This is a genomic window from Halodesulfovibrio sp. MK-HDV, from assembly GCF_009914765.1.
Lineage (GTDB): Bacteria > Desulfobacterota > Desulfovibrionia > Desulfovibrionales > Desulfovibrionaceae > Halodesulfovibrio.
On sequence record NZ_WYDS01000001.1, the window covers coordinates 329,396 to 340,433 of the forward strand.

An 11,038-nucleotide genomic window follows, 5' to 3' on the forward strand; every position below is an offset into this window, starting at 1 on the left:
TCTTGTTTGCGCTTTTAATGAGGAGTGAGTTATGGCGTATGGATACACAGGGAAAATTCTAAAAGTTAATTTGACTACACGGACACTCGCGGCTGATGAGCAGCCGGAGGCGTTTTATAGGCAATACATGGGCGGAAGTGCACTAAATATGCATTACATGCTTACAGATATGCGTGCAGGCGTAGAACCACTGTCTCCAGAAAATTTGCTATGCTTTTCTGTAGGGGTTACAACCGGTGTTGCCGTTTCAGGTCTTAGTCGTCTTACCGTTACTGCCAAATCTCCACTTACTGGATGTATCGGCGACAGTCAGAGCGGTGGTTTTTTCCCTGCGGAGTTAAAATTTGCAGGGTTTGATGCCGTCATCATATCCGGTAGGGCCGAATCTCCTGTGTATCTGGCTATCATTGATGGAAAACCAGAACTTCATGATGCCTGTAACTTATGGGGTAAAGAGACTGCAGAGGTTGAAAAAATTATTCGTTCCGAGCTTGGTGACGAAAAAATCAAGATTGCTCAGTGTGGCCCTGCCGGAGAAAAGCTGGTGCGCTTTGCTGCAATCATCAATAATGCCAATCGCGCCAACGGTAGAACCGGAATGGGTGCTGTGATGGGCAGTAAGAATCTGCGTGCTATTGCAGTTCGTGGTAAAAAACGTCCCGCAGTTATGGATGTCACTGGGGTTAAAGCCTTGGCAAAAGAAGGTGCAAGGCGACTTCCTGACAGTATGGTCGAAGGACTGGGGAAATACGGTACGGCATCCATTATTGAAGAACATCAGGAATGTGGGGGGCTTCCAACCCATAACTTCAACAATGGTGTGTTTGATGAAGGTTGGGAAGGTCTCTCTGGTCAGAAAATGTGGGATGAATATCGCCGCGGGCATGAGGAAGGCAAGCAGGATTCCCAAGGGCGTGATACCTGTTTCGGCTGTATTATTCGCTGCAAGCCGGTGCTTAAAATTGACGATGAAGATTTTAAAGTAGATCCGATTTATGGGGGGCCTGAGTACGAAAGCATTGCCACCTTTGGTTCGTATTGCGGGGTTTCCAGTATGCCTGCGGTTGCTGCCGCAAACCAACTTTGCAATGCATACGGGGTTGATACAATCTCTTGCGGTGCCACAATTGCGTGGGCAATGGAATGCTACGAAGCTGGCCTGCTGACAAAAGATATGACTGGTGGCCTTGAGCTTACATTCGGTAACGGACATGCAATGGTTGAATTAACACGTCAGATAGCGCTTTGCAGCGGATTTGGTGCAACGCTTTCTGAAGGTTCAGAAAAGGCAGCCAGTGCTCTTGGTTTTGGACATGAGTTTCTTATTACAAGTAAAGGTATGGAGACCCCTGCCCATATGCCACAGCTTAAACGTAGTCTTGCATTGGTTTATGCAACAAACCCGTTTGGCAGTGACCATCAAAGTCATGAACATGATCCTTTTTATGAGGGAGATGACTTTGCGGATTTTAAGAGCCGTCTTGCTGAAGTCGGTTTAGAAAAAGGTACACCAGAGTACGATCTAGGGCCGGAAAAAGTACGCTACACATGTGTTACACAGCGATATTTCTCCTTTATGGACAGCCTTTGTATTTGTCAGTTTGCATGGGGACCCTCGTGGGAATTGTATGGGGCAAGTGATGTGACAGCTCTTTTTAAAGCGGTCACAGGCTGGGATGTTTCAGTGCAAGAGCAGCTTGATGTCGGAGAACGTAGGTTGAATATGATGCGTGCATTTAATGCTCGTGAGGGTATTGGACGTGAGCGGGATACTTTACCGAAAAAGTTTTTCAAATCGCCGTTGTCCAGTGGGCCCACAAAAGGGCTTTGTCTTAAAAAAGATGAATTTGAAAGTGCTCTTAGTGAATACTATAAGCAAAGTGGTTGGGATGAATCCACAGGGAATCCAACCCGTGAAACTTATTCACGCCTGCGCTTAGACTGGATTGCAGACCAGCTTAATATTTAAGTATCTTACTCCCGCAGTTTTTTAAATTGCGGGATTTTTTTGGAGTGAATATGCCAGTAACAATCACATGCAAGGGGCTGCCCTCTTGGCCGAAGGAGCCTGTCACAATCATTATTGAGCAAGGATGGACAATCGCAGAGACTCTTGAGCTAGCGGGCATTACGAAAAAGAAGCACGGAATAATGGCTATTGTGAACGGGAAGCTTTGTTTACTAAGTACTCAGCTTAATTCACACGATAACCTAACCATCTATCCTAGAATGGGCGGTGGCTAGGTGTTGATCCGTCACTTTAACTTTTGTTTGAATAATAGTTCACTAGCAGTAAAAATCGCCACAATTATTGCTCCTAATCACCCTTTCATTTTCTAACATTTCAAATCGGTAATGTTCCAGTAATGCTTGAGCAAGCATCACTAAGCATTATGACCTCCGTAGAACAAAACGGAGGTCTTTTTTTGCTGCTGCAGCAGCGGGTATCGCAATCGCTTTTTCTTTTGCCGACAATGGTATTGAAATAACTCTTATTTGTGATGATGAAATTCTGCGTGTTGATTTTTCCTCTGTCACCGGAGGTGTGATTACCGTTGGAACTCCGAAAAATTTCACAGTATTCTTTTTCGGATTACTAATAGATACAGTTCGTTAAAAACGGTTAAGGTAAATTTGCGAGAAGCAATAGCTATTGCAGAGAACTCAGAAAATTGGTTCGCATACAAAGCGTATGTTGAATACTATGATAGTTGGGCAAACTATGAAATCCAGATGATAGTCAACAACAAGCCGCTTTAAATAATTATCGATCCAGAAATGGACGTATTGTTGGAAGACATAGAGGACGATTAGACAAGCGCTATAATCGTAAAAAATTGAAGTCCCCCCCCTCTTCTGATTGCATTCTCTATTTTTCAACTACGTCTTTTTCTCTTTATGGGACGTGAATTTATCTTCATATTAAGGACCTTACTTATGTTTCAAAAACGAAAATGCTGTAACAGCATATTGATCATTTCTGCTGCACTTGTTTTGATTTTAGTATGCCTTAGTTATTGGTTCGACTGGGATGACAAAGCTTATTATCGCTGGATGGATTGGCATGCTTCAGATGCACAAAAAGAAAGCGCGATTTGGCTTCCAGATTACCGTGTTGATGTGCAGGCATTGCAAATTCAAGATGTGGATAAGAACGTATCGGGAATTACATACGATTACGACAATGACACACTATGGATTATTACAAATCAACCTCAAGAACTTATAGAACTGAATATGACGTTTGCACCGGTGAGGAGAATTCTTTTAGAGAATTTCTCTGATACCGAAGCCGTTGCTTATGTTGGCAACAACACGTTCGTCATCGCTGATGAAAGGGATTTTTCCATAGTGGTTGCACCGATTAATGCTCAGACTAAAGCACTGAACCGTAAGAACTTGCGTTTTATTACACTCAAGCAAGGCGGTTCAGATAACAATGGGCTTGAAGGGCTTGCTTTTGATGCAAAAGCAAAAGTTATTTATGCAGTGCAGGAACGTAATCCATTAAAATTGATTTCGGTAACAGGTTTGGTAGAAGGTACACAAGGCGTCGCTGTTGGTGTGCCGGCTCATATCGATATTAACGATTTTAATCTTGATGACTTGTCTGGCTTACATTTTGACGCAAAAACAGGCCACCTCCTCTTGTTAAGCGATGAGGCAAAACTACTTGCTGAGGTAAATAATGATGGCCATGCCGTCAGCTATTTCGATTTGGAAGCAGGTTTTAATGGTTTGCACGAGGACATTCCACAGGCAGAAGGTGTTACACTTGATGCGCAAGGTAATCTTTACATAATCAGCGAACCGAACTTGTTTTACCGATTTACTAAAACCTCTCCATAACGAGTTTTGTTTCATAACGTTGGCGCACAACTTAATATATAAAATGCCCGCTCTCACATGCTATGAGGACGGGCATTTTCTTGTATACTCATCCTCTTTTTTTTCTTATTTGAGAGTCGTTTTTGATATACCGCTACATTGTTACCCAATTTTTTGATGTGTTTTGAAGTTGAATTTGTTGTTGAATAACAAATTTTTTGTCCCCATCTCTCCTATGCTCATAGTGCTTTTTCGACGGGGACTCTTGTTGTAATGATTGGCGCTTTCGTAATCATAACGTGTGTTGGGATCTTTCTTTTGTAGCGCTGGAACCCGCTTTTTTGCGCTGGGTTCTTTTCTCTTTACTCATTTTTGATTGGTGCCGTAGTGATGAGTTTGTTAATTCTTAAGAAATTTATTCCATTCTCTTCTAAGGATGTTGTAGATATTCATCAAAAAAGCTGGTTGCAAAGCTTTGGCAGCTTTCACAAGATTCCGAATATGTTGACCATGATGTCGAGGGCGGAACAAGCACACGTATAACTGCCATTGCAGGCTGGAGTACAAAGCTTGCCCTACTCCTAATGTATTTTGTTGTCCTTTGGCTGTTTTTTGGTTGCAAAGCATACTTATGAATTCAGCAGATTCTCGTAAGATTTCCTTGGATGCTCAGGCAATGGACAATATTTTTAGATGCTTGTCTCGGTCTACCAGCGTAGTACGTTAACAATAGATCTTGTGGTGTTAGTGTTATCTTTTTCAGGCATTCCTGATGACAGGAGAATAGTTATGTCGTTTAATTCAAAAGTGTCTCTGCCATACCTTTTTAGGGAGTATGGCAGAGGCACTTTTTTGATTACTAGGTGATTCGCAAAACTGTGATGCGGGTTCTACTTTTTGACTCTGTATATTTGTCAACCCAGCAAAAATTATACATAAATATAACACGAAGGATAGTGAAAAAATGCTGGACACCTATGCTCTCTACCTGATGAAAACAGGGAGTTTTTTCTCATCGTCAGGTAGTTATCTGTTGGCTGTTCACTTTGTTTCAGGTTAAGATTTGCCATGGAGCATCACCATTGCTGATTGATCTTTTTTCATGAACCAATTAGGAATGCCACTTTTCGACCAATGTAATCAGAACATGGCGTAACTATGAAAAAAAGAGCCGCTAATCTGCTTAAGCAGCTCTTCATAGCCCAGCCTTTACTTTTGCACTAAGAGGCTACAATGAACTGGAAATTTTTCGTTGCAACGAGACCGCGTAAGATTACAACTATCACTATAGGAACCCTGCTTTCACTTTTCCTGTTGTATGTTCTTGTAGGATTTCTTGTCATTGCGCCTGTCGCAAAGTGGCAGTTGGAGGAACAGCTCCCACCGCTGATTCAACGTAAGGTTACTATCGAAAAAGTACATCTGAATCCTCTTACATTGCGGGTAGTCTTCGATAAAATAGCCATTGAAAAGAAAGATGGTAATGGTAACCTATTCTCCGTCACTACTTTTGAAGCACAATTATCTGCTAAATCTATTTTGGCGCTTGCTCCAATTGTCGCACATGTACGAATAGTTGAGCCAAAAATAAATATCACTCGCTACAAAGATGATAGTCTTTCTATTGATGACATTTTAGAACATCAAGCCAAGTTGGCGGCGGAAGCTGCAAAAAATCCTGATCCTGATGAAGAGAAGAAAGACCAACGTATTTTCCCGTTTAAGGTTCTGAACTTGATTCTGGAAAATGGCGATATTGTGTTTAATGACGAGAAAGAAGACGCAGTTCAGACTATCAGTAAACTTTCTCTTGCTGTTCCGCTTGCTTCTTCGTTTGAAAGTGATTTTGACGAAGCGGTAACACCTAAACTTTCTATGCTTATCAACGGCACACCTTTTGATCTCGATGGATCAACCTATCCGTTTTCAAACAATCTTTTAACGAAGTTTTCTTTTGCTACAGACGAGATTCCTCTTGCCAGATATTGGAGATACGTCCCTATCGAGTCTCCAGTAGCTTTGACTTCCGGTGACATGAAAATTTCTGTTAACCTCGGGTTTAGCCGTCCTGTTAATAAGCCGATAGATTTGCATGTAGATGGTGTCGTAGAGCTTAAAAATCTTGCCTTAACGAAAAAAGATAAGGCCGAAGTTTTATCTATTCCGCATTTTACTTTGAAGCTTAAAGATTTTTCGCTGGCAGAGAGAAAAGTTTTTCTTGAAAGTATAGAGATTGATTCGCCTTATGTTGAAGTCCACAGACAAAAGGATAATTCAATAAATTGGGCAACATATTTTGTTCCTCAGAAGGATAAATCTGTAGAGGTTGCCCAAAAAACCGCGACCAAATCAGCCACCAAATCAGCCACCAAATCAGTTACAAAATCAGTTACAAAATCAGCGACCAAGCCTGCGACAAAAACTGCGGCTAAGTCAGCTACCAAATCAGCTACAAAAGTAACTGACAAGCCAGTGGGCAAGGTAAAGCCTACAGACGAAGTGAAGCCTACAGATAAGGTAAAAACTACAGGTAAAGTAAAGCCTGCGACCAAATCAGCGCCTGTAACTAAAGATAGTGTGCCTCCTGCCCCCCCGGGGGATGCAAAGACTAAAGATCAAGCAAAGACGGTAGCGAAAAGTGAACCAGTTCAGGATGCAACAAGCACTCCTGCTGCAGAAAAAAAGCCTGAGGGTGAGAAAGACCATTCCTTTACAGTGATTCTGGAATCATTCTCTATTAAAAAAGGGAAAGTTCTTTTTAAGGACAGCACTGTTCCTGGCACATTTTCAACCACGCTGGCTCCAATTGAAATTATCGTTAAAAACATAACAACAGAATCCAAGAGCTCTGCTGACGTTTCTGTTGTCGTGGGTGAGAAAAAAATGATTGAGGTTGTGGGTGGAGTGAGCCTTTCTCCTGTAACTGCCAACTTAAAAGCAACCATCAATAATTTAGGACTCGCTCAGTTTATGCCGTATATTGCGGCCGCTACCCCTGCCCAAATAGGTGGTGGCGTACTTAATGCAACTGCTGATATTCAGGTCTCTACCAGTTCGGCAGCTGAAGTTTTGGTTAATATTGCCAATGGTAGTATCAAACTTCAGGATCTTGCTTTGACAGGGAAAAATTTCAAAAAAGCCCCTATTATTCTGAAAACCCTCGCGGTCGACGGCGCAAATATTGACTTGAAAAAACAATCTGTTGCAATTGGGAATATTGGCTTCCTCGGGCCGGATATTACGATAACTAGAAGTAAAGATGGAATAGACATCATTTCTCTTCTGGTTGCAGAGTCCCCCGCTTCCGATGCAAAGCCTCTTACAAAAGCTCCCCAAAAAGCTTCAGGTGGTAGCCCTTGGAAATTGCGTATTCAGGGCGTTGCAGTAAAGAATGGTAAAATTACGCTCCACGATACAGCTCTTAAGAAAACTGTCATCACAAGTTTGAAAGACGTTGCGATAACAGCAAGCGACATTACGTTTGACAACAAGCCTTCTGCTTTTTCTGTTTCAACTGGTGTAAATGCAAAGAGTACCATTAAAGCAAAGGGTACCTTTGCTCACTCTCCCCTTGCGGTTGATGGCGATGTGAATGTTAAAAATCTAAATATTCCAGATTTCGCAGAGTATATTAATGAATACTCAGAAGTAACCATAAGCAAAGGTACTGTGGATGCCACTGCTAAGGGAAATCTTTCTGTTCCGGAAACTGGTGACACTCAAATTAAGGTAGCTGCTGATGTTACTGTTAAGAATCTTTCAGCGGACAGCAATTCTGTTAAGGAACACATTGGCTCTGTTCAGCAGATTTCTGTTAAAAAGGCTGAATTTGATTCTGCAAAAAATAGCGCTAACATCCAGTCAGTAGCCATCGTAAAACCTGAAACTAAAGTTGTTTTAGAGCGGAACGGGTCTACTAATATTGCACGCGCCGTCCAAGGGAAGCCTAAAGGCGGTGGCGCTCAGAAAGCACAGCAACGAAACAGAGGTGCTGCGATTCAAGCTACAACGAAACCATTCGGCATTTCGATTGGCTCAATTTCCATTAAGAATGGTGCTGTAACTTTTCAGGATGCATCTATTTCTCCTAATGTTGTACTTGATATTGAAAACATCGCGGTGACATATAAGCAGTTTAGTCTATCCAATAGAAAACCATCACCGGTTAATTTTTCAGCGACCTTACAGGGGCGAAAAATCTCTGCAACAGGCACTGTGAATCCTATGGCCTCGCCACTTGCGCTTAACATGATATTGAAACTGGACGACATTGGGCTGGATAAATTTAGTCCATATACCGTCAAGTACATTGCCTACCCTGTTAAAACGGGCTCACTGAATGCGCATGTAAAATTAAAAATTCAGCAGAATAAACTTAATGCTGAAAATAAACTTTTATTCGAAGACTTCACGCTCGGCGAAAGAAACGCGCAGTCAAAAGCACCGTCTGTACCTATTAAACTAGGTCTTTCACTTATGAGAGAACCAAATGGGAACATTCCGCTAACATTGCCAGTTACAGGCGACTTAAAAGATCCTAACTTCCATCTTAACCAGATTATTACAAAAACTCTGGTGAACATCATTGTTAAGGCTGCTGTTTCACCGTTTACCTTGCTAGGTTCACTAATTGGTGATGTTTCGCCTGAAGAGGCACAATACATTACCTTTAAGCCTGGTTCTGCGTTGGTTCCTAAGTCAGATATCAAAATGCTCACTAAGATTGCGTCAGTATTGAAAACAAAGACGTCTATTACCCTTGAATGTCTTGGACATTACAATACAGAGATCGATGTGAAAGGTTTGAAAGACCGTGCGCTTAGCATGGCTGTTAAAAAAGAATGGTATGACACTCTTTCAAGCGCCACAAAGAAAAATATTGATATTGAATCAGCGGCAATTCCAAGATTTAACTATGAGGAGTTTCTTAAGGCGGCGTACGAAAACGTCCCGGAAGGGAAAAATGACGGTCGCCCTGGCGGGGTCTTTGGATACGACGATCAGTCAGTGCAACAGATGGAAGAATATCTTCGCAATTCTGTGGACACTTCGCATGAAGCATTGCGCAAACTCTCACTTGATAGAGCTGAGGCTGTTCGTAAAGTGATCATTGGCAATTCTCCAAAATTGGAGAGTCGAGTGAAGGCTATTCAGGCGGGGGCAAGTAAACAGGACTCACATGCTACGTCTGTACAATTAAAATTAAAACAATAGATTTATCCATAGGTTGACTTGCACATCGAGAAGTCGAAAGGCTGCACACATTCACGTGGGTGCAGCCTTTTTTATATATTCTGAAAAGTAGAGAGGATGTGCATAAACAGACTCCCTACTCCAAGGATTATTGCTAGTACAAGCCAGAAAAATGTTTTGATGATATGTGTGATGCAGTTTTTTATTATAGAAAATGTGGGAGTGGCCGTTGTGGAATTGTAAAAGTCACTTTTGTTTATAATACTATTACAACACTGGACACACTTTTGTAACACCATGCTGTATCTCTCTCTTATTATGTAGAAAATATCTCTATATGTTTTAAGTATAGAATAGTCAATATATCTAGGCGGGGGAATATTGCCAGTTTACAATGTAACAGGCTTCATTAAAATATTTTCTACTCGCTTTATGCCGTATAAGCTATGCGTTATGTATACCTTTAAGGTGGAGAAATCATTTCATTGCTTTGGTTACACAATGTCGACTGATACAATTTTATTGTGCAATAGAATAGATCTATTGCTATCATGGCTATAACGCTGCTCAATAAACAATAAAGGACATGATTTTACTAACGGGATAATTTGAAAAATGATTTCCCGCCCTTTCTCCTGTAATTTATCTTTTGAGGAAGTATATGGATTTGAAAGAAGCCAAAATACAGATCGCTCACTTAAAAGAACAACTCGAAATAGAAAAAGCTCTTAATGATGTAGCCTTTGAGGCTATTGGGATTTTTGACGAAGACCTAAAATGTGTTGCTGCAAACGCAGAGGCCGTTCATGTTTTGGGCTATACATCAGAAGAGCTTTTACATCTTACTGCGTTTGATTTCCTGGCAAAGGAATCACATTCTACTGCAAAGGAAAATGCAAGCAAAGGACTTACCGAGCCCTACTTTGCCACTTGCAAACGCAAGGATGGCACGTTTTTCCCAGCTGAAGTCAGAGCGAATAATGTTATTTTAAAAGGTCGTAAGTTTCGCGCTACGGCCATGCGTGACCTTACCTTTAGTCGGGCAATGGAAACTGATTTAGCTGACGCGCTGTATGAATTGGAGCTTATTTTTAGCAACTGTAAAGTTGGTTTAATGCTTTTAACTGGCGGAAGATATCTACGGCGGGCAAATCAAGCTCTTGCAGATGTTTTAGGGTATGCGTCTCCAGACGAACTTAAAGGCATTAGCATGAGGCAGCTCCATATTTCGTTAGATAAATATGATGAGTTTGGTGAAACAATTTATCCAGAGCTCGCCCATGGGAAGCCTTTGAAATTTGAATATCAAATGCGTAGGCAAGACGGGAACACTATCTGGTGTTCCTTTACTGGGCAGGCTATAGATAGAAATGTCCCTGCCAATCTGTACAAAGGTGTATTGTGGGTAATTGACGATATTACTAAGCGCAAAGCCAAAGAAGAGTATCTGCTGAGGATGGCCACTACAGACGACCTTACAGGTGCACTGCATAGAAAAGAGTTTTTCCGTAGGATTGAATACCTCACGGACGATGTGGATCAAGAAAGTCTGAAGTGTTCAGTCTTGATGATTGATTTGGATAATTTTAAAAACATTAATGACACATACGGGCACGAAGCAGGCGATGCTGTTTTGCGTGACTTTGCTACGCTTTGCAGGGAACAGCTTAGAGATAATGACTTGTTTGCCAGAGTTGGGGGGGAAGAATTTGCAGTGTTTTTGCCTCAGACCACTCGCTATAAGGCAGTCCAAGTTGCTGAGAGGTTGCGCAAAAACTTTGCTGACAAAGATACCATCTATTGTGGGAACTTTGTTCGGTGCACTATAAGTATTGGCGTTGCCGGTGCTACTTCTGAGTATGTAGAGACTGAAGAATTACTTAGAAGTGCTGATCAGCGCCTCTACAAAGCGAAAGAGAGCGGACGAAACACCGTTGTTTTTTTCGATGAGTAATGAGCCGTTGAGCTAGTATACAAGGCGAATGAAAGTACATTCTCATCGTCTGAGTCTTACATA

5 protein-coding genes are annotated in these 11,038 nt (G+C 41.7%); all 5 read left to right on the plus strand.

The features are described 5' to 3' along the window. The first annotated feature begins 31 nt into the window (after nucleotides 1-31). The gene (locus MKHDV_RS01570; RefSeq protein WP_160711548.1) at nucleotides 32-1,969 is read left to right on the plus strand and encodes an aldehyde ferredoxin oxidoreductase family protein; all 1,938 of its coding nucleotides are present in this window, start codon (nucleotides 32-34) and stop codon (nucleotides 1,967-1,969) included. Between the two features lie 50 nt (nucleotides 1,970-2,019). Then, a complete protein-coding gene (locus tag MKHDV_RS01575; RefSeq protein WP_160711550.1) occupies nucleotides 2,020-2,244 on the plus strand; it encodes a hypothetical protein in 225 nt (74 codons plus the stop codon). A 693-nt stretch (nucleotides 2,245-2,937) separates the two neighbouring features. Continuing rightward, nucleotides 2,938-3,849 carry an SdiA-regulated domain-containing protein gene (locus MKHDV_RS01580; protein ID WP_160711552.1) on the plus strand — a complete coding sequence of 304 codons (912 nt, stop codon included), beginning with the start codon at nucleotides 2,938-2,940 and terminating at the stop codon, nucleotides 3,847-3,849. A gap of 1,212 nt (nucleotides 3,850-5,061) precedes the next feature. Beyond that, complete coding sequence (locus MKHDV_RS01585; RefSeq protein ID WP_160711554.1) at nucleotides 5,062-9,042, plus strand: DUF748 domain-containing protein; 3,981 nt, start codon at nucleotides 5,062-5,064, stop codon at nucleotides 9,040-9,042. 640 nt (nucleotides 9,043-9,682) lie between these two features. Next, the gene (locus MKHDV_RS01590; protein ID WP_160711556.1) at nucleotides 9,683-10,975 is read left to right on the plus strand and encodes a sensor domain-containing diguanylate cyclase; all 1,293 of its coding nucleotides are present in this window, start codon (nucleotides 9,683-9,685) and stop codon (nucleotides 10,973-10,975) included. Nucleotides 10,976-11,038: the final 63 nt, after the last annotated feature.

What these genes read in the sequence shown, in the direction of transcription:
- MKHDV_RS01590 (WP_160711556.1), top strand. Translation starts at nt 9,683, where the DNA reads ATGGATTTGAAAGAAGCCAAAATACAGATCGCTCACTTAAAAGAACAA.
- MKHDV_RS01575 (WP_160711550.1), top strand. Translation starts at nt 2,020, where the DNA reads ATGCCAGTAACAATCACATGCAAGGGGCTGCCCTCTTGGCCGAAGGAG.
- MKHDV_RS01585 (WP_160711554.1), top strand. Translation starts at nt 5,062, where the DNA reads ATGAACTGGAAATTTTTCGTTGCAACGAGACCGCGTAAGATTACAACT.
- MKHDV_RS01570 (WP_160711548.1), top strand. Translation starts at nt 32, where the DNA reads ATGGCGTATGGATACACAGGGAAAATTCTAAAAGTTAATTTGACTACA.
- MKHDV_RS01580 (WP_160711552.1), top strand. Translation starts at nt 2,938, where the DNA reads ATGTTTCAAAAACGAAAATGCTGTAACAGCATATTGATCATTTCTGCT.